Origin of the sequence: Streptococcus sp. OMI870, assembly GCF_047460295.1 — a bacterium.
Lineage (GTDB): Bacteria > Bacillota > Bacilli > Lactobacillales > Streptococcaceae > Streptococcus.
The window spans coordinates 13,884-38,260 of sequence record NZ_JASHGM010000007.1 but is presented as its reverse complement, the minus strand read 5'-3'; the positions used below and the strand labels follow the sequence as shown (position 1 = coordinate 38,260).

Annotated in this window: 22 protein-coding genes and 1 other RNA gene; 20 read left to right on the top strand and 3 right to left on the bottom strand. The window is 41.1% G+C overall.

Annotated elements, in window-relative coordinates:
• Positions 1 to 27: 27 nt before the first annotated feature.
• The 9 genes from QM968_RS09875 to pepC all read left to right on the top strand — a co-directional run bounded on the left by QM968_RS09875 (position 28) and on the right by pepC (position 8,973).
• Entirely contained in the window at positions 28 to 1,371 is a 1,344-nt protein-coding gene (locus QM968_RS09875) for a DEAD/DEAH box helicase (protein WP_414383755.1), read from the top strand.
• Between the two features lie 196 nt (positions 1,372 to 1,567).
• The gene (locus QM968_RS09870) at positions 1,568 to 2,368 is read left to right on the top strand and encodes an amino acid ABC transporter permease (RefSeq protein ID WP_195327263.1); all 801 of its coding nucleotides are present in this window, start codon (positions 1,568 to 1,570) and stop codon (positions 2,366 to 2,368) included.
• Positions 2,368 to 3,111 (top strand): amino acid ABC transporter ATP-binding protein, encoded by a 744-nt coding sequence (locus QM968_RS09865; protein WP_003014934.1) that lies wholly within the window; start codon positions 2,368 to 2,370, stop codon positions 3,109 to 3,111. Before QM968_RS09870 ends, QM968_RS09865 begins: the two co-directional genes overlap by 1 nt.
• A gap of 81 nt (positions 3,112 to 3,192) precedes the next feature.
• A complete protein-coding gene (locus QM968_RS09860) occupies positions 3,193 to 3,420 on the top strand; it encodes a DUF4059 family protein (protein WP_003003995.1) in 228 nt (75 codons plus the stop codon).
• 58 nt (positions 3,421 to 3,478) lie between these two features.
• Positions 3,479 to 4,390, top strand: coding sequence for a thioredoxin-disulfide reductase (gene trxB, locus QM968_RS09855; RefSeq protein WP_049474369.1), 912 nt, complete (start codon positions 3,479 to 3,481; stop codon positions 4,388 to 4,390).
• Between the two features lie 138 nt (positions 4,391 to 4,528).
• Entirely contained in the window at positions 4,529 to 5,989 is a 1,461-nt protein-coding gene (locus QM968_RS09850) for a nicotinate phosphoribosyltransferase (RefSeq protein WP_031575278.1), read from the top strand.
• On the top strand, positions 5,986 to 6,810 hold the full coding sequence (nadE, locus tag QM968_RS09845; RefSeq protein WP_031575281.1) for an ammonia-dependent NAD(+) synthetase: 825 nt from the start codon (positions 5,986 to 5,988) through the stop codon (positions 6,808 to 6,810). Before QM968_RS09850 ends, nadE begins: the two co-directional genes overlap by 4 nt.
• A 209-nt stretch (positions 6,811 to 7,019) precedes the next feature.
• Complete coding sequence (locus QM968_RS09840; protein WP_009732325.1) at positions 7,020 to 7,571, top strand: GNAT family N-acetyltransferase; 552 nt, start codon at positions 7,020 to 7,022, stop codon at positions 7,569 to 7,571.
• A gap of 67 nt (positions 7,572 to 7,638) precedes the next feature.
• Positions 7,639 to 8,973: an aminopeptidase C gene (pepC, locus tag QM968_RS09835; RefSeq protein WP_009732326.1), complete on the top strand. Its 1,335-nt coding sequence runs from the start codon at positions 7,639 to 7,641 to the stop codon at positions 8,971 to 8,973.
• A gap of 432 nt (positions 8,974 to 9,405) precedes the next feature.
• Here the strand turns inward: pepC and pbp1a are convergent, their stop codons facing one another.
• Both pbp1a and recU read right to left on the bottom strand, forming a co-directional pair.
• Positions 9,406 to 11,520, bottom strand: coding sequence for a penicillin-binding protein PBP1A (pbp1a, locus tag QM968_RS09830; protein WP_414383752.1), 2,115 nt, complete (start codon positions 11,518 to 11,520; stop codon positions 9,406 to 9,408).
• Positions 11,521 to 12,114: a Holliday junction resolvase RecU gene (gene recU / locus QM968_RS09825; protein WP_009732328.1), complete on the bottom strand. Its 594-nt coding sequence runs from the start codon at positions 12,112 to 12,114 to the stop codon at positions 11,521 to 11,523.
• Between the two features lie 64 nt (positions 12,115 to 12,178).
• Here recU and QM968_RS09820 point away from each other — a divergent pair, with 64 nt between their 5' ends.
• From QM968_RS09820 to QM968_RS09800, 5 genes are all read left to right on the top strand, one after another.
• Complete coding sequence (locus QM968_RS09820; RefSeq protein WP_009732329.1) at positions 12,179 to 12,706, top strand: DUF1273 domain-containing protein; 528 nt, start codon at positions 12,179 to 12,181, stop codon at positions 12,704 to 12,706.
• 69 nt (positions 12,707 to 12,775) lie between these two features.
• Positions 12,776 to 13,117 carry a cell division regulator GpsB gene (gene gpsB, locus QM968_RS09815; RefSeq protein ID WP_414326880.1) on the top strand — a complete coding sequence of 114 codons (342 nt, stop codon included), beginning with the start codon at positions 12,776 to 12,778 and terminating at the stop codon, positions 13,115 to 13,117.
• A 16-nt stretch (positions 13,118 to 13,133) separates the two neighbouring features.
• Positions 13,134 to 13,499, top strand: an RNA gene (gene rnpB, locus QM968_RS09810) — RNase P RNA component class B.
• A gap of 66 nt (positions 13,500 to 13,565) precedes the next feature.
• On the top strand, positions 13,566 to 14,723 hold the full coding sequence (locus QM968_RS09805) for a THUMP domain-containing class I SAM-dependent RNA methyltransferase (protein WP_414383749.1): 1,158 nt from the start codon (positions 13,566 to 13,568) through the stop codon (positions 14,721 to 14,723).
• 11 nt (positions 14,724 to 14,734) lie between these two features.
• A complete protein-coding gene (locus tag QM968_RS09800) occupies positions 14,735 to 16,165 on the top strand; it encodes a cell division site-positioning protein MapZ family protein (RefSeq protein WP_414383747.1) in 1,431 nt (476 codons plus the stop codon).
• A 69-nt stretch (positions 16,166 to 16,234) separates the two neighbouring features.
• Here the strand turns inward: QM968_RS09800 and QM968_RS09795 are convergent, their stop codons facing one another.
• Positions 16,235 to 16,717, bottom strand: coding sequence for an S-ribosylhomocysteine lyase (locus QM968_RS09795; RefSeq protein ID WP_414383745.1), 483 nt, complete (start codon positions 16,715 to 16,717; stop codon positions 16,235 to 16,237).
• A 235-nt stretch (positions 16,718 to 16,952) separates the two neighbouring features.
• Between QM968_RS09795 and QM968_RS09790 the strand changes: the two genes are divergently transcribed.
• The 6 genes from QM968_RS09790 (at position 16,953) to rsmB (ending at position 24,363) form a co-directional block, all read left to right on the top strand.
• On the top strand, positions 16,953 to 18,560 hold the full coding sequence (locus tag QM968_RS09790) for a ribonuclease Y (protein WP_414326873.1): 1,608 nt from the start codon (positions 16,953 to 16,955) through the stop codon (positions 18,558 to 18,560).
• Between the two features lie 107 nt (positions 18,561 to 18,667).
• Positions 18,668 to 19,300, top strand: a complete 633-nt coding sequence (gene gmk, locus QM968_RS09785) for a guanylate kinase (protein ID WP_003003905.1) — start codon at positions 18,668 to 18,670, stop codon at positions 19,298 to 19,300.
• 25 nt (positions 19,301 to 19,325) lie between these two features.
• Positions 19,326 to 19,640: a DNA-directed RNA polymerase subunit omega gene (rpoZ, locus tag QM968_RS09780; protein WP_003010339.1), complete on the top strand. Its 315-nt coding sequence runs from the start codon at positions 19,326 to 19,328 to the stop codon at positions 19,638 to 19,640.
• Positions 19,641 to 19,728: 88 nt separating this feature from the next.
• A complete protein-coding gene (locus QM968_RS09775) occupies positions 19,729 to 22,113 on the top strand; it encodes a primosomal protein N' (protein WP_414383743.1) in 2,385 nt (794 codons plus the stop codon).
• An 11-nt stretch (positions 22,114 to 22,124) separates the two neighbouring features.
• Entirely contained in the window at positions 22,125 to 23,060 is a 936-nt protein-coding gene (gene fmt, locus QM968_RS09770) for a methionyl-tRNA formyltransferase (RefSeq protein WP_414326868.1), read from the top strand.
• Positions 23,050 to 24,363, top strand: coding sequence for a 16S rRNA (cytosine(967)-C(5))-methyltransferase RsmB (gene rsmB / locus QM968_RS09765; RefSeq protein ID WP_414383741.1), 1,314 nt, complete (start codon positions 23,050 to 23,052; stop codon positions 24,361 to 24,363). Before fmt ends, rsmB begins: the two co-directional genes overlap by 11 nt.
• The last annotated feature ends 14 nt before the right edge of the window (positions 24,364 to 24,377 follow it).

The window sequence follows — 24,377 nt, the reverse complement described above, 5'->3', positions numbered from 1 at the left end:
ATAGAGATCATGAAAGGAACTGAGAAAATGAAATTTACAGAGTTTAATTTTAAGCCTTATATTCAAGAGGCACTGAAAGAAATCAATTTTAGAGAAGCAACCGAAGTACAGGAAAAACTAATTCCGATTGTCTTAGCTGGGAATGATTTGGTCGGGGAATCTAAGACAGGATCTGGAAAAACCCATACTTTCCTCTTGCCGATTTTTCAAACGTTAAATGAAGACAACGATCAAGTTGAAGCGGTGATTACGGCTCCTAGTCGGGAGTTAGCAACGCAAATTTACCAAGCTGCTCGTCAAATCGCTAGTCATTCTGAAAAAGAAATTCGGATTGCCAATTATGTTGGAGGAACGGATAAAAACCGTCAGATTGAAAAATTGCAGGTCAAACAACCACATATCGTGATTGGAACTCCAGGCCGGATCTATGATCTGGTTGCATCTGGTGATCTGGCTATTCATAAGGCCCATACTTTTGTGGTAGATGAGGCAGATATGACACTGGACATGGGATTCTTGTCAACCGTGGATAAGATTGCTTCAAGACTTCCGCAACAACTGCAATTTTTAGTTTTTTCAGCCACCATTCCGCAAAAATTGCAGCCTTTCTTGAAAAAATATCTCTCAAATCCAGTCATGGAGCAAATTAAGACCAAGACGGTGATTTCAGATACCATCGATAACTGGCTGGTTTCGACCAAGGGTCGAGATAAAAATGAGCAAATTTACCAATTGACCAAGACCTTGCAACCTTATTTGGCCATGATTTTCGTCAATACAAAAACGAGAGCAGATGATCTCCATGCCTATTTAGTGGCTCAGGGATTGAAAGTGGCGAAGATTCACGGAGATATCCCACCACGTGAACGGAAACGGATCATGAATCAGGTTAAAAATCTAGATTTTGAGTATATTGTGGCCACAGATTTAGCGGCTCGTGGAATTGATATCGAAGGGGTGAGCCATGTCATTAACGATGCCATTCCTCAAGATCTTTCCTTCTTTGTCCACCGTGTTGGTCGGACAGGTCGCAATGGCCTACCAGGTGTCGCTATTACTCTTTATCAACCAAGTGATGATTCAGATATCCGTGAACTAGAAAAAATGGGCATTCGTTTCGTACCTAAAGTCTTGAAAAATGGGGTTATTGAAGATACTTATGATCGGGACAGACGGGCGAATCGTGAGAAAAAGCAAGAGAAACTCGACATCGAAATGATTGGTCTGGTGAAGAAGAAAAAGAAAAAAATCAAACCAGGCTACAAGAAAAAAATCAAATGGGCAGTTGATGAAAAGCGGAGAAAAGCTAAGCGAGCTGAAAACCGTGCGCGTGGTCGGGCCGAACGAAAGGCCAAACGTCAAACTTTCTAACCCCTTCTTTCAAATGTTCAGAAGAAAACATAGATTTTCTTTATGAACTCCATAAAGAAAAACTATTAGGAACTTGTCTAAAATTATGATAGACTAAATTTGAGTAGTCTATCATTTTTCTATTTCTGTAGCAATTTTTGGAATTCCGATAGTGAATGTGATAGAATGTTTATGTTCGAGAAAGGAAGTAACAAAAATGTTTACAACTAATCTTTTAACTGCCAACTGGTATGCTGACTTTTTAAAACACGTTCCAGATAGCAAGCTGTTTAGTTTGAGAGCCGTATTGGATGCATTTCCGGCTGTCATAGGAAAATTGCCTGTAACGATTTTATTAGCCCTAGGAGGCGCATTTTTTGGAATTATTTTTGCCATGATTTTTGCTTTGGTCAAAATTAATCGTGTACGAATTCTTTACCCTATTCAAGCTGTTTTTGTCAGTTTTTTACGGGGGACTCCTTTGTTGGTTCAGTTGATGTTGACCTATTATGGGATTCCTCTTATTTTAAAAGCGATCAATCAGTCTTATGGAACAGCTTTTAATATTAATGCCATTCCAGCTGAGCTGTTTGCAATTGTGGCTCTTGCCTTTAATGAGGCAGCTTATGCGAGTGAAACCATCCGGGCAGCCATTTTATCAGTGGATCCTGGTGAAATTGAGGCAGCGCGTAGTCTTGGAATGACCAACCGTCAAGTTTATCGCCGAATTATTATTCCCAATGCAGCAGTCGTTGCAACTCCAACCTTAATCAATTCTCTCATTGGCTTGACCAAGGGGACCTCGCTAGCCTTTAGTGCCAGTGTGGTTGAAATTTTTGCCCAAGCACGGATTATTGGGGGGAGCGATTTGAAGTACTTTGAACGCTTTATCACGGTATCGATTGTTTACTGGATTGTGAATATCCTCATTGAAATGCTAGGCCGTCACATTGAACGTCGCCTGGATATTGAGACTCCCGTAACTATTGATTTACCAGATCAGGAGGTTCGGATCTAATGATTTATATTTCAGAATTATCAAAGACATTTTCAGGTCAAAAGGTTTTAAATAATCTAAGTTTGGAAATTCAAAAAGGGGAAGTCGTGGCACTAATCGGGTCTTCGGGAGCTGGTAAATCAACCTTCTTACGCAGTTTAAACTATTTGGAAGCACCAGATAGCGGTAGAATTAAGATTGATGATTTCGAAGTTGATTTTGAACACATTAGCCAAGATCAAATCTTAACCTTAAGAAGAAAATTGGCCATGGTGTTCCAACAGTTTAATTTGTTTGGTAGAAAAACAGCCCTTGAAAATGTGAAAGAAGGGCTCATTGTTGTGAAGGGCTTATCCGATCAAGAAGCAACGAAAATTGCTCGAGAAGAACTGGCAAAAGTCGGTTTATCGGATCGTGAAAATCACTATCCTCGTCACCTCTCAGGTGGACAAAAACAACGGGTGGCTTTGGCCCGTGCCTTGGCTATGAAACCAGAAGTTCTTTTGTTGGATGAACCGACTTCAGCCTTGGATCCAGAATTGGTTGGAGAAGTTGAAAAATCCATTGCCAATGCAGCAAAATCAGGACAAACCATGGTACTGGTCAGCCATGATATGTCTTTTGTAGCGCAAGTAGCAGATAAGGTCTTATTTTTGGATAAAGGACGGATTATTGAATCTGGAACACCAGAGGAAATCATGCAACATCCAAAAGAAGAACGGACAAAAGAATTCTTTGCTAGTTACAAACGGACCTATGTTTGATATAATAGAGGAGAGGTAAGACTCAGCTGGCGATGCTAGCTGGGTTTGTTTTCTGAAAATGTAAAAATATTTGGAGTCGTGATGTTAAATAAATTATTGTCCTTATATTTACAAAGTTTAGTGACGACAACGATTTTAGTTGGGATCGCTTCTTGTATTTGGATTGGCTACCGTGCCCTTAAGAAGAAAGATAAAACAGCCAAGCAACGACAAGCCCATTTGTATGATATCCTCTTAATTGATATCATGACGATTCCTATTTTAACCTTTGCGGTCATAGGGATTTTGTTTATCTTTCAAGCACGATAATTGCAAAAAGACCGTGTTAGAATTATAATGGTTACAACAAAACAGAAAGAGGTTGAGTATGTTTGATACAGTGATTATTGGAGCGGGTCCTGCAGGGATGACTGCTGCCCTTTATGCAGCACGAAGCAATTTAAAGGTCGCATTGATTGAGAGAGGAATTCCAGGCGGTCAAATGAACAATACGTCTGACATTGAAAACTATCCTGGCTATGCGAATATTAGTGGCCCAGACTTGGCTGAAAAAATGTTTGAGCCTTTAGAAAATCTTGGTGTGGAACATTTGTTTGGACAGGTAGAGCGCATCGAAGACCACGGAGCAACCAAAAAGATTGTCACAGATGATGGGGAATTTGAAGCTAAAACCGTGGTGATTGCAACAGGGTCTAACCACCGTTCATTGAATGTCCCTGGTGAAGAGGAGCTAAATAGTAGAGGGGTTTCCTACTGTGCTGTTTGTGATGGAGCTTTCTTTAGAGATGAGGATCTCTTGGTCGTTGGTGGTGGTGATTCTGCGGTAGAAGAAGCTGTCTTTTTGACTCAGTTTGCAAAAACAGTGACCATTGCTCATCGTCGTGATCAATTGCGTGCTCAAAAAGTTCTTCAAGATCGTGCCTTTGCCAATGATAAAATTCACTTTGCTTGGAATACGGTTGTTGAAGAAATTAAGGGTGAACAAAAAGTAACGTCTGTCCTTTTAAAAGATGTGAAGACAGGAGAGGTTAGAGAGCAAGCCTTCGGTGGTGTCTTTATCTATGTCGGTTTAGATCCTGTCAGTGATTTTGCGACAGAACTTGGTATTTTAGATGAAAATGGCTGGGTGGTCACGGATGATCATATGAGAACCACAGTCCCAGGTATTTTTGCGGTTGGCGATGTTCGTCAAAAAGATTTGCGTCAAGTGACGACAGCCGTCGGAGACGGTGCGATTGCTGGCCAAGAAGTTTATAAATATATCACAGAAAACTTTTAATCCAAAAAATCTGAGCTTCCTGTCTCAGATTTTTTTCATGCTTTCCTTTCAGTATTCAATAGAGCTGAAATGTGCTATAATGGTACTAATTTTATGGTAGGAATTCATAGAACAAATCAATAAAAAAGAGGTATACATATGTATCCAGATGACAGTTTAACTTTGCATACTGATTTATACCAAATCAACATGATGCAAGTCTATTTTGATCAAGGTATCCACAATAAACATGCCGTATTTGAAGTGTATTTTCGTCAACAGCCTTTTAAAAACGGTTACGCTGTATTTGCCGGCTTAGAGAGAATTGTGAAATACTTGGAAAACTTGAGTTTTTCTGAGAGCGATATTGCCTATTTAGAGTCACTTGGTTATCATGGGGCCTTCTTGGAATATCTTCGTGATCTCAAGTTAGAATTGACGGTACGTTCTGCTCAAGAAGGAGATTTAGTCTTTGCGAATGAACCAATTGTTCAGGTAGAAGGTCCTTTGGCTCAGTGTCAATTAGTTGAAACAGCTCTCTTGAATATCGTCAACTTTCAAACCTTGATAGCCACAAAAGCTGCTCGTATTCGTTCGGTCATTGAAGATGAGCCTTTGATGGAATTTGGAACACGTCGTGCGCAAGAAATGGATGCGGCCATTTGGGGAACTCGTGCAGCAGTCATCGGAGGGGCCAATGGAACTAGTAATGTTCGTGCAGGAAAACTCTTTGGAATCCCAGTTTTAGGAACCCATGCCCATTCTCTTGTACAAGTATATGGGAATGACTATCAAGCCTTTAAAGCTTATGCGGAAACCCATAAAGATTGTGTCTTCCTCGTCGATACCTATGATACGCTTCGTATTGGGGTACCAGCAGCTATTCAGGTAGCGCGTGAAATGGGAGATAAGATCAATTTCCTAGGCGTCCGGATTGACTCAGGAGATATTGCTTATATTTCTAAAAAGGTTCGCCAGCAATTAGATGAGGCTGGGTTTACAAATGCTAAAATCTACGCTTCTAACGACTTGGATGAAAATACCATCCTCAACTTAAAAATGCAAAAAGCAAAAATTGATGTATGGGGTGTGGGAACCAAACTAATTACGGCTTACGATCAACCAGCACTTGGGGCGGTATACAAAATTGTTTCTGTTGAAAACGAAGCAGGAGAGATGATCAATACCATCAAGCTTTCTAATAATGCAGAGAAAGTTTCTACTCCAGGTAAAAAGCAAGTCTGGCGGATTACGAGTCGTGAAAAAGGTAAGTCAGAAGGGGACTACATTACTTATGATGGAGTAGATGTTTCTCAACTGACAGAACTTAAAATGTTCCATCCGACTTATACCTACATCAATAAAACGGTCCGAAACTTTGAGGCTATTCCTCTTTTAGTGGATATTTTTAAAGAGGGGCAATTGGTTTATCAACTACCACCATTATCAGAAATTCAAGAATATGCTCGTAAAAATTACGATCAATTGTGGGATGAATACAAGCGTGTCCTTAATCCACAGCATTACCCAGTTGACTTGGCAAAAGATATTTGGCAGGATAAGATGGATCTAATCGAGGAAATGCGTAACAAGGCCAATGGAGAAGGAGAAGCAAAATGAGTTTGCAAGAAGAGATTATCCAACAATTGGGTGTCAAGCCTAGCATTGATCCTCAGGAAGAGATTCGCCGCTCGGTTGATTTCTTAAAAAGATATCTAAAAAAACATCCCTTCTTGAAAACATTTGTATTAGGGATCTCAGGAGGACAAGATTCGACTCTTGCTGGGCGATTAGCTCAATTAGCCATGGAAGAAATGCGCTCAGAGACAGGAGATGCCTCCTATCAATTTATTGCTGTTCGCCTTCCTTATGGGGTACAGACAGATGAAGAAGATGCTCAAAAAGCTTTGACCTTTATCCAGCCAGATGTCAGCCTAGTCGTTAACATCAAGGAATCAGTTGATGCCATGGAACGCGCTGTCGAAGCAACAGGAACGGATATCTCCGACTTCAACAAGGGCAATATCAAGGCTCGCAGTCGCATGATTGCTCAGTATGCTTTAGCAGGTGCGCGGAGTGGAGCCGTTATTGGGACGGACCATGCAGCGGAAAATATTACAGGTTTCTTCACAAAATTTGGAGATGGTGGTGCAGATATTTTACCCCTTTTCCGTTTGAACAAGCGCCAAGGAAAACAATTGCTTAAAGCCTTGGGAGCTGATCCTGCTCTCTATGAGAAAATCCCAACTGCAGATTTGGAAGAAGAAAAACCAGGAATAGCAGACGAAGTAGCGCTGGGTGTCACCTATAATGAAATCGATGATTACCTAGAAGGCAAACAAGTGAGCCCAGAAGCTCAAGCCACTATTGAAAAATGGTGGTACAAAGGCCAACACAAACGCCACCTGCCAATCACAGTATTTGATCATTTCTGGGAGTAAAAAGGTCCACTGGACCTTTTTAGCCCGAGTCTTAAAATAGGAAAACGAGACAGAAATCGGTAACTCGCAGAGTTCGATTTCGTAGTCTCACCATACAATATTGTGAAAAGCATCAAAAAGAAGGGCGATTTCATCCGTCCTTTTCTTCTAGATTAAAGTAACCAACTTGCAACGTTCAAGTTGCATGAAAAAATGAAGGGAGACAATCTATGAATCATCTTGGAAGTCTTGTCATAGAGACAGAGCATTTATACTTGAGGCCTTTCGTTTTGGAAGATGCACCAGCGATGTTTGAAAATTGGGCTTCGGATCCTGAAACCCTGAAATATGTCACTTGGGATGCCCATGCATCTACTGAGAGAACCAGAGAATCGATCAAAAGATGGATCGAACAGTATCGTAAACCAGATACTTATAAATGGGCGCTTTGTTTGAAAACATCACTGGATCAGGTAATTGGAGATATTAGTGTGGTTTCTCAAGACCAGGAAAGTCAATCATGCGAGCTAGGTTATATCCTTGGCAAGAAATTCTGGGGGCGGGGATTCATGACAGAAGCCGTCATAGCTGTTTTGGATTTCTTATTGAACAAAGTCGGATTTAAAGAAATCAAAGCCACTTATGTCAGTTTAAATCCTGCTTCAGGGAAAGTCATGGAAAAGGCAGGAATGCAGTATGTAGAAACCATCCCTCATGCCATTCAACGCAAAGGATATTGTGGGGATAAAATCATCTATTCTATACAGAATCCCTCTCTATAGGGTGATTTTTACTTGAAGATTCTGCTCAAAGGATTATAATAGTAAATAATGAAAAAAGGAGATTGCTATGTCAGAATTAACGAAAGAATTTACAGACCAGCTCTATGCTAATTATGAAGCAAATGTGAAATATGCGGCTCTTGAAAATGCTGTTACCCACAATGGGATCCATGCATCGCTTGAAACGCGCAAGAGTGCAGTAGAAAATACACCAGTTTTTTCACTTGATTTGACCAAGGATAAGGTGACAAACCAAAAAGCATCTGGACGTTGTTGGATGTTTGCGGCTTTAAATACCTTCCGTCACAAGATGATTTCAAGCTTCCAATTGGAGGATTTTGAATTGTCTCAAGCACATACTTTCTTTTGGGATAAGTATGAAAAATCAAACTGGTTTTTGGAGCAAGTGATTGCTACAGCAGATCAAGAATTGACCAGCCGTAAGGTGGCTTTTCTCCTACAAACCCCACAACAAGATGGTGGTCAATGGGATATGGTGGTATCCCTCTTTGAGAAATACGGAGTGGTTCCAAAATCAGTTTATCCGGAATCGATTTCTTCAAGTAATAGCCGGGAATTGAACACCTACCTCAATAAACTCTTGCGTCAAGATGCGCAAATCTTGCGTGACTTGATTCACTCAGGCGCAGATAGTGAGGCAGTTGCGAGCAAGAAACAAGCGTTGTTGCAAGAAATCTTTAACTTCTTGGCTATGTCTTTAGGATTGCCTCCGCGTGAATTTGACTTTTCATACCGTGATAAGGACAACCAATTCCATACCGAAAGTGGCTTAACTCCACAAAGCTTCTACAAAAAATATGTAGACCTTCAATTAGACGATTACGTCTCCATTATCAATGCCCCAACTACAGATAAGCCATATGGAAAATCTTACACCGTAGATATGCTGGGCAATGTGGTTGGTAGCCGTCCAGTCCGCTACCTAAATGTTCCAATGGATCGATTGAAAGAATTAGCTATTGCTCAAATGAAAGCAGGAGAAACTGTCTGGTTTGGTTCAGATGTAGGCCAAGTCAGCAACCGTAAAGCCGGAATCCTGGCAACAGATGTCTACGATTTTGAAGCAGGCATGGACATTCATTTGACACAAGACAAGGCGGGTCGCTTGGACTATGCAGAAAGTCTCATGACACACGCTATGGTCTTGACAGGGGTTGATTTAGACGAAGCAGGTCAGCCTCGTAAATGGAAGGTTGAAAATTCATGGGGAGACAAGGTCGGTACAGATGGTTACTTTGTGGCTTCTGATGCTTGGATGGATGAATATACCTATCAAATCGTGGTTCGTAAAGAATTCCTAACAGCAGACGAATTAGCAGCCTATGAAGCAGAACCAATTGTCCTAGCACCGTGGGATCCAATGGGAGCTTTAGCAAAATAATGATATAGAAAAGAGCCGAAAGGCTCTTTTCAGATTGAAGACAAAATATCTTAAAAACTTTCCTTAGGTGAGTAAGGACGTCAGCGAACTTCTTTAAAGTTCCATGACTAATTATTGAGTCTAAGGTCTCAATAATTCCGAGTGCCTGAAACAATAACGTTTCAAGCACTTTTCTCACAGCGGAAAGTTTCAGTATTTTCTTAAATCGATTTAAATATTGGAACTCAATTTTGTTTTTTGCAGAATCACTTAACTTATTTTGCTTTAAAATAGTTTGTCTACATTCTAATAAGAGCCGAAAGGCTCTTTTTTTTATATACTCAAAAATAAAAAAGCTGGGAAGTCTAACTAAATAAATCAGATTTTATTCGTTCTGGTTTTTTAACCATTGTTTTAAAAAAAGCCGGGCAAAAGCCCGACTTCTCCATTCTATTATTCGTTATGATTGTTAGAGTCTTGCGAAGAAGGCTCAGATGGTTTAGATTGATTTTCTTCGTTCGAAGAGCTAGACGATGGTTCTTCATACGAATACTGATCAGTGGAATAACTTGGCTCATAGTAGTAGTTATTGTAGTTGTTCTTACCATTGTTTAAGTAGAGATAAGAACCACTTCGATACAGTCCACTTGGTTGCGTCCAATCCGTATGACCAGAGTTATTATTATTAGCAAGATAGAGCATCATTTGACGGTAGACATCCGTTGCGACCTGTATTCCATTATCCAATACTGGTGTAAAGCGATTGGAATAACCTGTCCATACTGCCATGGCATATTCAGGAGTGTAGCCTACAAACAATTCATCCGGTGTTACAATATTTGAATAAGCATTTTTTGTCAATTTACCGATTTCGTCATCAGCATAGTTTGATGTACCTGTCTTACCAGCTTGGTAGATTCCCGAAATGGCAGCATTTGTACCGGTACCAGACAAGAGAACTGTCTTCATCATATCTGTCATCATGTAGGCAGTTGTTGCTTTCATTGCACGAGTTCCTTCGGACTCAAATTCCTTGGTTGTGCCATCACTAAAGACAACCCGACTAACATAGGATGGTTTGTAATAGGTACCGCCATTGGCAAAAGCAGCATAGGCAGCTGCCATTTTCTCACTGCTGGCTCCGTATTTGTTGCTAGAATCGCTAGTGTTACTCGAGATAGCGTTGGCGTAAACCATTTCTGGGTAATCGATCCCTAATCCATTGAGGAATTTCTTAGCTTGTTTAAGACCAACTTTTTCCAGGGCCTTCACCGCAGGCACGTTACGAGATTGTTGAATTGCGTAGGTAATGGACATGCTACCATAGTATGAACGGTCCCAGTTGTAGACAGGCGTTGATGAATGAGGGAAGTTGTATGGCGCATCTGTTGTAGTAGCTGCTGTAGAGGTATATTCCTCATGTTCAAGAGCTGGTGCGTAATCTGTGATTGGTTTCATTGTTGAACCCCAGTCACGGTTCGTTTCAACCGCTTGGTTTGTACCAAAGGAAACATTGCTGGATTGGTGACGAGAACCCAGCTGAGCAATGACTTTACCAGTATTGACATCAATAACGGTAGAAGCTACTTGCATTTCATCATCCGGGTAATTGACATATTCATCTGTATTGTAGATATCCCATAGTTTCTTTTGAGCTTCTGTATCCACGTTTGTATAGACATCCATTCCGGTTGTCAACAAATTGTAGCCCGTTTCTTCTTCGACCTGCTCGATCACTTCTTTTAGGTAATTATCCATATAAGCTGGATAACTGCTTGAAGAGCTGAGACTTTGAAGACCGTCTGTAACAGGTGTATTCACTGCCGCTTCGTATTGTTTATTGGAAATGGTCTTCATATCGAGCATTTCTTTTAAGACTAAGTTTCGGCGTTGTAGTGCCGCTTCGGGATGAGAATAAGGATCGTATTGGTTAGGCGCTTGCGGCATCCCTGCTAGAAGCGCTACTTGAGGGAGCGATAGATCTTTTAGGTCTTTTCCATAATAACTTTTGGCAGCTGTCTGCATTCCGTAGTTCCCATTCGCCATAAATACTTTATTAACGTAATAGGTCAAGATTTCTTGTTTGGTTGCTTTCTTTTCCAACTGGGTTGCTAACCAAGCTTCTTGAATCTTACGTGATAGGGTACGATCGGAAGCGGAAGTTGAGAAATAGGTTAATTTGATCAATTGCTGCGTCAAGGTTGATCCCCCTTGGCTTCCTCCTCGTAAGTTGTGAAGGAAGGAGCCACCAATCCGAATGATATCGACTCCACGGTGATTGAAGAATCGGTGGTCCTCAATCGCAACGATAGCGTTAACCAAATCGGTAGGGATTTGGTCTGTTGAGACGTTGATTCGTTTCTCAGCACCCAAATCTGCAATCAAGTTATTTTGATTGTCATAAATCTTACTAGATGTTGTGGCAACCAAATCTTTTTCAGACAAGGTTGGTGCTTTCATGGCATAATAACCAAAGATTAGTCCACCAAGGACAAATAAAAGTAAGAAAAATGAAATGGCTGCGATAGCAACATATTTCAACCATTGAATGACTGTTTGTTTATTCATTTAAATACCGCCTAGAAGTTTCTGTTCGATAATATCAAGATAAGGAACGCTTGGAAGTCGATTCTTATCCACTAAAAAGCCGTGCTCCTGAATGTAGGAGAGGGGCATGGATTTACTACCATGATCGATGTTGTAATAGTGTATTAATGCAGGAGCAGGAAGCAAGTAGGTTTCACTCAACTTTGCAAAATGCAAGAGAACGAAACAGATACCACCTTGTTGGACAACCGCTTCCATATGATCGATCTGATGTTGATGAAAATTTTTCATCGGCATAGACTGCTTTTGCTGCGTTTCCTTCGCTTCAAAATCGATATAGCGCCCCTTGTATACTCCAGAATAGTCCGTAGTTGAGGCTTGTCTAAAATAGGCTTCAACAATCTTTGCGCGACTACGATGTGGATAATCTACTTTCACGATTTGAATGGGGGTCGGTTTCTTATGAATGACCGCTAGCCCTCGTGAAAGATAGTATTGATTACTTTCGTTGATCATTTTTTCAAATGACATCCCTCGATTCGCAAAATCGACTGGACCTTTTCTTTGAGTAGAGACCAAGGTTTTTTTAGCTACTTTATGTGGATAGTTGACCATAGTTCTCCTTATTGGTACAATTACATCACTCTATTATATCATAAATTAGAATAATGAGGAAAAAATGAATACCATACTTGTTGCAGGCTATAAGAGCTTTGATCTGGGAGTCTTTTCCAACAAAGATCCCCGTTTAACGATTATTAAAAAAGCTATTGAAAGAGATCTTCGGCGTTTATTTGAAGAAGGTGTCAACTGGCTAGTTTTTTTAGGAAATTTGGGATTTGAGGCTTGGGTATTAGAAGTTGCCTTTGAGTTAAAAAAGGATTACGATTTTCAAATGGCGACGATCTTTTTATTTGAGAACGTCGGCGAAAATTGGAATGAAGCCAATCAGGAAATGTTGGCGCGCTTCAAACAGGTGGATTTTGTAAAATATGCCTATCCTCACTATACCAATCCCAGTCAATTAAGGGAATACAATCAGTTCTTGTTAGAAAATGTAGATGGGGCTTATATTTTTTACGATCCAGAAAACGAAACCAATTTAAAACATCTTTACAGAATGATGCTAGAAAAAGAGTCCTTTTATGTCAAAAAATTAAGTTTTGATGACTTAAATGATCTTGCCGAAAATTTTTACGAAAACTAAGTGTTATACCTTGCTTTTTCTAACCATTTTTTTATATAATTGAGATGATGAACTAGATTGGAGAGAGTAATGGCGAGTATTATATTTACTGCGAAAGATATTTTTGATCAAGATTTTAAAAAAGAAGTTCGTGGATTTAGTAAGGTTGAGGTAAACGAATTTTTAGATGATGTTATAAAAGACTATGAAACCTATGCTGCTTTGGTAAAGGAGTTGCGTGAAGAAAACGCCCGCCTCCGTGAAGAACTCGCTAAAAAAGCACAGGAAACTCCGCAAGCATCTTCGATTGTTAGTACCGCTACGCAAGAATTCCCACAAGTGACAACAGCGACGAACTTTGACATTCTCAAACGACTCAATCGTTTGGAAAAAGAAGTGTTTGGGAAACAAATCGTAGATCGAGACTACTAATTTTAACGATCGTGCAATTTTTGGATAATCGCGTGAGAGGATACTCTCATGAGGAAAGTCCATGCTAGCACAGGCTGTGATGCCTGTAGTGTTTGTGCTAGGTGAATCCATAAGCCTAGGGACTTGAAAGTCAAGTTACGGCGAGTGAAGGAGCTAAGTCTTCGGATAGGCTCTAGTAACTCTGAAAGTGCCACAGTGACGTAGTTTTTAGGGAAACCTAAAAAGTGGAACGCGGTAAACCCCTCAAGCTAGCAACCCAAACTTTGGTCGGGGCATGGAATACGTGGAAACGAACATAGTATTCTGACTGGAAACAGTAGACAGATGATTATCGAAGGAAATGGTACCTAGTCATTTCTGGAACAAAACATGGCTTATAGAAAATTGCATATAGGTTGGTGAGGTGGAGAGAGATCTCAACCTCCTTTTTTAAAATGATAGGAATAAGATGAAAAAACAATTTGAATTGATTGCAACGGCTGCTGCTGGCCTAGAGGCAGTTGTTGGTCGAGAACTTCGAAATCTTGGTTTTGATTGCCAGGTTGAAAATGGACGAGTTCGTTTTCAGGGAGATGTTCGTGCGATCATCGAAACCAATCTTTGGCTCCGTGCAGCTGATAGAGTAAAAATAGTCGTTGGAAGTTTTCCTGCCAAAACCTTTGAAGAGCTTTTTCAAGGTGTCTTTGCTTTGGATTGGGAAAATTATTTGCCTTTAGGTGCTCGCTTCCCTATTTCAAAGGCTAAATGTGTTAAATCAAAGTTGCATAATGAACCCAGCGTTCAGGCAATTTCGAAAAAAGCAGTTGTTAAAAAGTTACAAAAACACTATGCTCGACCAGAAGGAGTTCCCTTGATGGAAAATGGGGCAGAGTTTAAGATTGAAGTAGCGATTCTCAAAGATCAAGCTACCGTGTTAATCGATACTACTGGCAGTAGCCTTTTCAAGCGTGGCTATCGGACCGAAAAAGGTGGAGCACCCATCAAGGAAAATATGGCTGCAGCAATCCTTCAGTTGTCCAACTGGTATCCTGATAAACCTTTGATTGATCCAACATGTGGTTCTGGTACATTTTGTATTGAGGCCGCGATGATGGCACGCAACATGGCGCCTGGTTTAAGGCGATCCTTCTCTTTTGAAGAATGGAATTGGGTCGACGATCGTCTGATTCAAGAAGTTCGTACAGAAGCTAGTAAAAAAATCAATAGAGACCTAGTTTTGGATATCATGGGAACAGATATCGATGCTCGGATGGTTGAAATTGCCAAAGAAAATGCTCAAAAAGCGGGCGTTAGCAAGGATATCACCTTTAAACAAATGCGGGTTCAAGATCTTCGTTCGGATAAGATCAATGGGGTCATTATTTCCAACCCTCCATATGGGGAGCGCTTATCAGATGATGAAGGTGTGACTAAGTTGTATGCGGAAATGGGTCAAGTGTTTGCTCCTCTCAAAACCTGGAGCAAGTTTATTCTAACCAGTGATGAAGGTTTTGAATCTAAGTACGGCAGTAAAGCAGATAAAAAACGAAAACTTTATAATGGGACCCTAAAAGTTGATCTCTATCAATATTTTGGGGAACGTGTAAAACGGCAGATTACTAAATAGAAAGGATTTTTATGACAGAGAAAGACAAGAAACCATTGGAGCAAGAAACGGAATCCATTTTGGATTTTGAAGATGCCAAGGAGATGACGATCGGACAGGCCAATCGAAAAGCCGAGGAGATTGAGGCAGGTGTAACTGAAGGTGACAATGTCTTAGACAAATACATCAAGCAACACCGAGCAGAAATTGAAGCGGAAAAATACGATACAAAGATCTTAGCTAAGGAAGAGTTGGCTAAGGCAGAAGAATTGGCGACTGCTGGAGCATCTGTAGAATCAGTAGAAGCTCCGGAAGTAAAGGAAACGGTCTTGGAGCAGAATACTGGAAAGGATGCCATCTCAACGGAATTACCAGCTAAGATTAAATTTGGTCCAACCCCAACCGAATCGATCGTAGAATCGGAGGACCTTCCTGAGGAAACTCCATCCAATGCTGGTAAACGAATCAAAACAGTTCTCTATTCTGCCTTAGGTCTTGCGATTGTAGGATCGGCTGTTTTTGTGACCTATAACTGGATGCATAGTCGTGGAACATCTGGTGGTACAACGGTCGTATCATCTTCTTCTAGTAAATCCTCCTCAAGTTCAAAATCAAGTAGCAGTGAGACGCAAACACAAGCCCAAAAATTAGAAGAGTTCACCAAAGCCTACGATGCCTTTTTCGTAGACGAATCAAAAAGTGCTCTGAAAAATGATAAATTTGGAGACTTGGAAAATCTCAAGAAATTGTTGGACAAACTAGAAGGAAGTAGCGATTACGAAGCCTCTAAAACGAAATATGAAGACCTAGTGAAGCAAGTTTCTGCCATTCAAAAGGTCAATTCACAATTTAGTTCACCAGTGATTAAAGATGGGGTTCTTGATGCAACTGCCAAAGCAAAAAGTGATGCTACTTTTGCTGAAACAAAGACTGGCAATGAGAAACTGGATAGCTTGCTGAATGATGCGGTTGCCCAAGGGCGTTCCCAACAAGTTGCGACGCCGGCACCTGTGACAGGAACTGGTGGTACAGATACCACTAACACAGTTGTAGCCCCTGCTCAACCAGTAGCTCCAACTGCTCCGACTACCCCAGCAGCAGGCTCTGCTACAGGTGTTGCAGGAGTTGCAAGTCCAGGCTATTCAGGATATGGTCTATCTAGTGATGGGGTCCCACTACAGCGAAATCTGAGCCGTGTGCCATACAACCAAGCTGCTATCAATGATGTGAATAACCCGGCTTGGGTATTTGGTGATGGTATTCTTGAAAAAGTATTGAACATTGCCCGTCAACGTGGACACATTACGGGAAATCAATACATCCTAGAGCGTGTAAATATCATAAATGGAAACGGTTATTACAACCTCTTCAAACCAGACGGAACTTATCTCTTTAGTATTAATGCCAAGACAGGTTATTTCGTTGGGAACGGGAAAGGACATTCAGACGCTTTGGATTATTAATGACAGAGTTGTTTTCTGAAGAAGTTTATAAAAAATAAAGGATGAACCAATCGGTTCATCCTTTTAGTATTAAACAAGATGACGTTCAAACGGGTCATCTGAAATTCCTTGGTCTAGAATCAAGCGACACCATTCTTTGGCTGAGAAGAGACTGTGATCCTTGTAATTTCCACAAGATTCAATAGTTGTACCTGGAACATCTTCCCAAGTGCTGACGACTGCAATTTCTTCCAAAGATTCTTTAATGACTTTAGCAATTTCCGTACTTGAATGCTGGCCCCACATGATCATATGAAATCCGGTACGACATCCAAATGGTGAACAATCGATCATCCCGTCAATGCGTTTGCGAATAAGCATAGCAAGAAGGTGCTCGATGGTGTGGAGTCCTCCAGTTGGGATGGCATTTTCATTTGGCTGCACCAAGCGAATATCAAAGTTGGAGATGACGTCCCCTTTAGGGCCTGTTTCCTCTCCAATCAAGCGCACATAGGGGGCCTTCACAGCTGTGTGGTCCAATTCAAAACTTTCAACAATTACTTCTTTTGTCATACTTCAATCCTTCTTTGTTTTTCTTGATTATAGCATAAAAAAGCAGAATCAACAAAAGTGGACATAGATGAATATTTGGAAGTAGTTCTGTAAGAAAGAGAGGGCCAAACGAGGAAGGAGTTGGCAAAAATATATTAGGTTTTTCCTGTTTTTTTAGATTGTTAATTTGAGTAATTTATGATAAAATGTAAAGGAATTTTTAATTCAACTAATTAAATAGATTTGGGGTAAAAGCATGAATTTTGTAATTACAGGTGTTTTTGCCGCGGTCATTGGTTTAGTCATTGGATATGTGGGAACTGCTCTAAAGATGAAAGCTTCAAGAGAAGCTGCGGAACTCACCCTTTTAAATGCTGAACAAGAAGCAACGAATTTACGTGGACAAGCAGAACGCGAAGCTGAGTTAATATTAAAAGAAGCTAAGCATGAGTCAAGTTCACTTAAAAAAGAAGCACTTTTGGAGGCAAAGGAAGAAGCCAGAAAATATCGTGAAGAAGTCGATGCTGAGTTTAAGTCAGAACGACAAGAATTGAAGCAACTAGAAAGCCGTTTGGCAGAACGTGCTAGCAATCTTGATCGAAAAGATGACATTTTAACGAGCAAAGAACAGTCTCTTGAACAAAAAGAGCAAAGTCTTACAGATAGAACTAAACACATTGATACGCGTGAACAACAGCTGGAAGAGCTTGAACACAAGAAGGTAGAAGAACTGGAACGTGTCGCTGCTCTAAGTCAAGGAGAAGCGCGTGACATTATTTTGAATCAGACGGAAGAGCAACTTTCAAAAGAAATTGCATCGCGGATTCGTGAAGCAGAATTGGAAGTGAAAGAACGTTCTGATAAAATTGCAAAAGACATTCTCGTGCAAGCCATGCAGCGAATGGCTGGTGATTTTGTTGCTGAGCAAACAAACTCAACGGTTCATTTGCCAGATGATAGTATGAAAGGGCGCATCATCGGTCGTGAAGGGCGCAATATTCGTACCTTTGAGAGCTTGACAGGTGTCGATGTGATTATTGATGATACGCCTGAAGTAGTTACCTTGTCAGGGTTTGATCCGATTCGTCGTGAAATCGCCCGCATGACAATGGAGAGCCTCCTAAAAGATGGTCGCATCCATCCAGCCCGCATTGAAGAGCTGGTTGAGAAGAATCGCCAGGAAATTGATAACCGTATTCGAGAATACGGTGAGGCGGCTGCCTATGAAATTGGTGCGCCAAACCTCCATCCAGATTTGATGAAAATCATGGGACGCTTGCAATTCCGTACGTCTTATGGTCAAAACGTCTTGCGTCACTCCATTGAAGTTGCTAAACTTTCTGGTATTATTGCAAGCGAGTTGGGCGAAAATGCTACTTTGGCACGACGGGCTGGTTTCTTGCACGATATCGGGAAAGCGATTGACCGTGAGGTGGAAGGAAGTCACGTTGAAATTGGGACAGAATTGGCACGTAAGTACAAGGAACATCCGGTGGTTGTCAATACGATTGCCAGTCACCATGGTGATGTGGAACCAGAAAGTGTCATCGCAGTCATTGTCGCCGCAGCGGATGCCTTGAGTGCAGCTCGCCCAGGTGCACGAAGTGAGTCACTTGAAAGCTACATTAAACGTTTGCAAGATCTAGAAGAAATTGCAAATAGTTTTGAAGGAGTTAAGACAAGTTTCGCCCTTCAAGCAGGTCGTGAAATCCGTATTATGGTTAGCCCTGAGGCAATCAAGGATGATAAAGTCACCATCTTGGCTCATGACATTCGTGAGAAGATCGAATCCAATCTTGAATATCCTGGAAATATTAAAGTTACGGTTATTCGAGAGTTGCGTGCAGTTGATTACGCAAAATAAAAGAAAAGCTTGAGATCTAGCATCTCGAGCTTTTTTTGAAGGAAAAATCAGTTGAAAATTAGCCCATTTTTTGTTACACTAGATAGAAAGACATTGAAGGAGATATCATGGCGGATCGTGGTTTATTAATCGTATTTTCTGGCCCATCAGGCGTAGGAAAAGGGACGGTCAGAAGAGAGATTTTTGAAAACTCGGATAATCAGTTTCAATACTCTGTATCGATGACAACGCGTGCGCAACGTCCAGGTGAAGTGGATGGTGTTGACTATTTTTTCCGTACACGTGAAGAATTCGAAGATTTGATCCGTCAAGGGCAAATGCTTGAGTATGCCGAGTACGTTGGGAATTACTATGGGACTCCGCTCACCTATGTCAATGAAACTCTGGATAAGGGAATCGATGTATTCCTTGAGATTGAAGTTCAAGGGGCTCTCCAAGTAAAGAAGAAAGTACCGGATGCAGTTTTTATCTTCTTAACACCTCCTGATTTAGATGAATTGCAAGATCGATTGGTGGGACGTGGTACGGATAGTGCAGAAGTCATTGCGCAACGGATCGAGAAAGCAAAAGAAGAGATTGCCATGATGCGTGAATATGATTACGCTATTGTCAATGACGAAGTTCCTCTTGCGGCTGAGCGAGTTAAACGTGTAATCGAAGCAGAGCATTTCCGTGTGGACCGTGTCATTGGTCATTATCTGGATATGTTGCCCAAAACACAAACTATTGTGAAGAGATAAAAAATTAGAAATTAGGTATAGAAATATGATGTTAAAACCTTCTATTGATACGTTGCTTGACAAAGTACCATCCAAATATTCATTGGTTATTCTTGAGGCCAAACGCGCCCATGAATTGGAAAGTGGTGCGGTTCCAACCCAAGAGTTCCAATCAGTCAAGTCAACATTACAAGCGCTCGAAGAAATCGAGTCTGGTAACGTGGTTGTTCATCCGGATCCAGAAGCAAAACGCGAAGCGCTTCGTCGACGCATTGAAGCAGAGCGAATTCGCAAAGAAGAAGAAGAGCGTAAAATTAAGGAACAAATTGCCAAAGAAAAAGAAGATGGTGAAAAAATTTAAGGTTGGGAGCTTCTCAATCTTATTTTTTGCTATTTAAAGGGTGCCGTGATAAAGTAAGGCACATAGGAAAGAGGCTGGAGGTGAGAAAGTGATAGCAAAAGTCATCGTAGATGTCCCATTGATGCAGACAGATAAACCCTACTCTTATCAGATTCCATCAGAATTTGAGGATATGCTAGAGGCGGGTATGCGGGTTCATGTCCCCTTTGGTAAAGGGAATCGGCTCATTCAAGGAATTGTGGTCGGAGTTTCAGAAGAGACAGACACAAGTGAAGAATTGAAGGCGATTGTGGAGGTCTTGGACTACACACCTGTCTTAAACCAGGAGCAGTTCTGGTTGGCAGATCAATTACGAAAAAGTGTTTTTTCCTATAAGATCACCATTTTAAAAACCATGCTTCCTTCTCTTCTCAATTCGAGTTATGATAAGATTTTGTATCCTCAACCGTCTTTGGATCCAACTTTCAAAGCGAAACTTTTTGGTGGGAGAACAGAAGTCGCTTTCTCTTCTCTCGATGCAGCTGACCAAGCCCAAGTGATGCGGTTGGTTAGAAAAGGAGATTTGGTACTGGAATACCAGGCAAAAGATAAGAAACAGATCAAAACAGAAAAATGGTATAGAGTTAACCAGGAACGATTAAGAGAAGTTCAACCGACTGCGAGAGCTAAAAAAAGGCTCGCATTGAAAGAATGCTTACTATTAGAGAAAGATGAGTATCCTTTAGCAGGATTGTATCAAGACTTTACACGGGAAGTGGTGGCTTATTTTATTGATCAGGGCGTTTTAGATATTACAGAACGAGAAGTCAATCGGGCAGCTGCTTACTATGAAGGAAAAGAACAAACCCAAGCCTTAGTCTTAAATCCAGAGCAATCGAAGGCTGTAGAGACAGTCGTTTCTAAAATTGGGAAAAAATCGAAGCCCTTTTTATTAGAGGGAGTGACCGGAAGCGGGAAAACAGAGGTCTATCTACAGATTATTCAGGAAGTTCTAAATAAGGGTAAGACAGCTATAATGTTGGTTCCTGAGATTTCTCTCACCCCTCAGATGACGGATCGTTTTATCTCGCGTTTTGGTCAAGAAGTGGCGATTTTGCACTCGGGCTTATCAAATGGTGAAAAGTACGACCAATGGCGAAAGGTAGAGCGCGGGGAGGCCAAGGTTGTGGTGGGAGCACGCTCGGCAATCTTTGCCCCTTTAAAAAACATAGGAGCCATCATCATTGATGAGGAGCATGAAGCTTCCTATAAACAAGATAGTAATCCACGCTATCACGCAAGGGAAGTCGCAGTTCTAAGAGCTGAGTACAATCAAGCGGTCTTACTTCTTGGATCGGCCACCCCAAGTTTGGAATCGCGGGCTCGTGCCACAAAAGGGGTTTATGAATTACTTCGTCTAACCCAGAGGGCCAATCCGGCAGCCAAAATTCCAGAAGTTAAAGTTGTTGATTTCCGTGATTATATTGGTCAAAATGAAGCTGGTAACTTCACTCCTGTCTTAGTGGAAGCTATTTCTGATCGCTTGCAAAAAAAAGAGCAAGTGGTCTTGATGTTGAACCGTCGAGGCTATTCCAGCTTTGTCATGTGTCGAGAGTGTGGGACAGTGGATACTTGTCCTAATTGTGATATTTCTCTGACTCTTCACATGGATACCAAAACCATGAACTGTCATTACTGTGGCTATAGCAAGTCAATTCCTCGGCACTGTCCAAATTGCCAAAGTCCTTCCATTCGTTATTATGGGACAGGTACACAAAAAGCTTTTGATGAGTTGCAAGAGATTTTTCCTGAGGCTAAAATATTACGTATGGATGTCGACACCACCCGAAAAAAAGGGAGTCATGCCTCCATATTGGAAGCATTTGGAAATGGAGAAGCAGATATTTTGTTGGGAACGCAAATGATTGCCAAGGGCCTGGATTTTCCCAATGTTACCCTTGTAGGAGTTCTAAATGCGGATACTTCTCTGAATTTACCAGATTATCGATCTTCAGAGAGAACCTTTCAACTACTGACCCAAGTGGCTGGAAGGGCTGGGCGAGCGGAGAAAGAGGGAGAAGTCATTATTCAGAGCTATAACCCCAATCATTATGCGATTCGATTTGCAAAAGACCAAGATTATGAAGGCTTTTTTGCCTATGAAATGCAGATTCGCCGGCAGCTGGGCTATACGCCTTATTACTTCACAGTTGGGTTAACCCTATCACATAAGAGTGAGGAAATTGTGATGGAGAAGTCACATCAAGTCATGGAAATTCTCCGATCTGGCTTATCTGATCAGGTCCAAATCTTAGGACCAACACCTAAACCAATTGCACGTACACATAATTTGTATCATTATCAAATTATTGTGAAGTATCGTTTCGAAGAAGGAATGACACAGGTCTTGAATCAAATCTTAGAATTTACACAAGAAAGAGGCAACCAAGATCTCCGTGTCAGTATTGATAATGAACCTCAAAGTTTTATGTAAGGAAGAAAGAAATGACAAAATTAATATTTATGGGAACGCCTGATTTTTCAGCGACGGTTTTAAAGGGATTGTTAGCAGATTCGCGCTATGAAATTCTAGCAGTGGTAACCCAACCAGACCGCAAAGTAGGTCGCAAAAAAGAGATTCGAATGACCCCGGTGAAGCAGGTAGCTTTGGAACATCAACTACCGGTTCTTCAGCCGGAGAAATTATCAGGAAGTCCAGAAATGGAGACTCTTCTGTCCTTGAATGCGGATGGTATTGTGACAGCCGCTTTTGGACAATTCTTACCAACAAAATTGTTGGAGAACTTCCAATTTGCGGTGAATGTCCACGCGTCTTTGTTGCCTAAATATCGAGGAGGAGCACCTATTCATTATGCACTTATCAATGGTGACGAAGAAGCTGGTGTTACGATTATGGAAATGGTAAAAGAGATGGATGCTGGAGATATGATTGCTGCTCGTTCGCTCCCTATTTTAGATGAGGATAATGTGGGAACCTTGTTTGAAAAATTAGCTGTTCTTGGGCGGGATCTACTCCTAGATACTTTACCAGCTTACCTAGTAGGGGAGATCCAGCCAAGCCCACAAGATCCTAGTTTGGTCACATTTTCACCGAATATTTTGCCAGAAGAAGAAGTGTTAGATTGGAACAAAACAAATCGCCAAGTCTTCAATCAGATTCGAGGGATGAATCCTTGGCCAGTCGCTCATACGTTATTAAATGCTCAACGCTTCAAAATCTATGAAGTAGAGTTATGTGAAGGAAATGGAAATCCAGGAGAAGTGATTGGTTTGAGCAAAAAAGAGTTGGTAGTCGCTACAGGAGAAGATGCTCTATCCCTCAAAGTCGTGCAGCCCGCAGGAAAACCTAAAATGTCTATTACAGACTTTTTAAACGGTGCCGGTCGTCAATTACAAGTAGGTGATCGCTTTGGAAATTAAACAAATGAATGCGCGTGAACAGATTGTTCGTGTTTTAGAAGAGATCTTTGAACACGGAGCTTATTCCAACATTGCCCTGAATCAAGCGCTAGAACAATCTCTGTTTTCAGATAAGGATAAAAGCTTTGTGACGGAGGTTGTATACGGTACCGTAGCAAGGAAAATAACGCTCGAATGGTATCTTGCCCACGTGATCGAGGATCGAACAAAGTTGGATCAGTGGCTTTATTATCTTTTGATGATGAGTCTCTATCAACTTGCCTATTTGGACCGTATTCCCGACCATGCTGTTGTCAATGAAGCAGTACGGATCGCAAAACGTCGTAAAGAGGGTAGCGAAAAGTTTGTCAATGCAATTCTCAGAAAGCTGATCCGCGAGGGCCTACCAGATACTGAAACCATTAAGCGAAAGAATAAGCGTTATTCGGTGCAGTACTCCCTACCCGTCTGGTTGGTCAAAGCATTGATCGAAGAATACGGTGAAGAGCGAGCTCTGGCTATTTTTGAAAGTTTATACCAGCGTAATAAATCCAGCATTCGTGTCATCGATTTGAGTGAGAAAGAACAACTAGCCCAGATGCTGGAAGCAAATGAATCCCTCATAGCAACTTCAGCGCTCGTGAAAAATCAGGGGCATTTTGCAGGGCACTCTTTATTTAGAGAAGGGCGCATCACCATTCAGGATGAATCCAGCCAATTGGTCGCTCCAGCTTTGGATTTACAAGGAGATGAGTGGGTTCTAGATGCTTGTGCAGCACCGGGAGGGAAGACGACTCACCTTGCTTCTTATCTCACAACTGGAAAAGTCACGGCCTTGGATCTCTATGATCACAAACTAAAATTGATTCAAGAAAATGCTAATCGTCTCCATGTTGCAGACAAAATTTTGACAAAGAAGTTAGATGCGACCAAAGTCTTTGAAGCATTTGGCTCTGATGCATTCGATAAAATATTGGTGGATGCACCTTGTTCAGGGATAGGTTTGATACGGAGGAAGCCCGATATCAAGTACAATAAAGAGAGTGCAGATTTTGCATCTTTACAAGCTATTCAATTGGCAATTCTGGATAGTGTTTGTCAAAGTGTGCGTAAAGGTGGTATAATAGTGTACAGTACGTGTACAATTATGGGAAAAGAAAATTTTGAAGTGGTGGAGCAATTTTTGAAACACCATCCAAATTTCAAACAAGTTCCATTGGAGCACGAAAGAAAAGATATTCTCAAGAATGATTGTATCCTTATTACACCTGAATTATATGGAAGCGACGGCTTCTTTATCAGTCGTTTTAAGAGAATATCATAATATCAGGAGGAAAC